Raw genomic sequence first — 510 nt, 5'->3', positions numbered from 1 at the left:
CAGCATAGGAGTCACCATGCCCATTGCAACCCCAGAGATTTACTCCGAGATGATCGACCGTGCGAAGGCTGGCGGTTTCGCTTTCCCCGCGGTCAACGTGACGTCGTCGCAGACTCTGAATGCTGCGATCCGCGGTTTCGCCGAGGCCGAGTCCGATGGCATCATCCAGGTTTCCACCGGTGGCGCAGCCTACTGGTCCGGTGCTTCGGTCAAGGACATGGTGGCCGGTTCCCTGGGCTTCGCCGCGTTCGCCCGCGAGGTGGCGAAGAACTATAACGTCAACATCGCCCTGCACACGGACCACTGCCCGCAGGACAAGCTGGCGGACTTTGTCCTGCCGTTGCTGGCTGCGTCGGAGGAAGCCGTCAAGGCCGGCAAGGACCCGATCTTCAACTCGCACATGTGGGACGGCTCGCACGAGACCCTGTCGGAGAACTTGCGCATCGGCCGTGAACTGCTGGAGCGTGCTGCTGCTGCGAAGATTATCCTCGAGGTGGAAATCGGTACCGT

The 510-nt window shown here is 62.0% G+C and carries 1 protein-coding gene; it reads left to right on the top strand.

Annotation, left to right across the window (positions count from 1 at the left end; all coding sequences use genetic code 11):
- Nucleotides 1-16: 16 nt before the first annotated feature.
- Nucleotides 17-510: class II fructose-bisphosphate aldolase (locus GVL04_RS24120; RefSeq protein ID WP_200846953.1), on the top strand; the 494-nt coding region annotated here is incomplete at its 3' end.

The sequence above is a fragment of the Arthrobacter sp. 18067 genome (assembly GCF_902706295.1).
Classification (GTDB): Bacteria; Actinomycetota; Actinomycetes; order Actinomycetales; family Micrococcaceae; genus Arthrobacter.
Note: the sequence above shows the minus strand (reverse complement) of the source record. Positions and strands in the feature narration are given on the sequence as shown.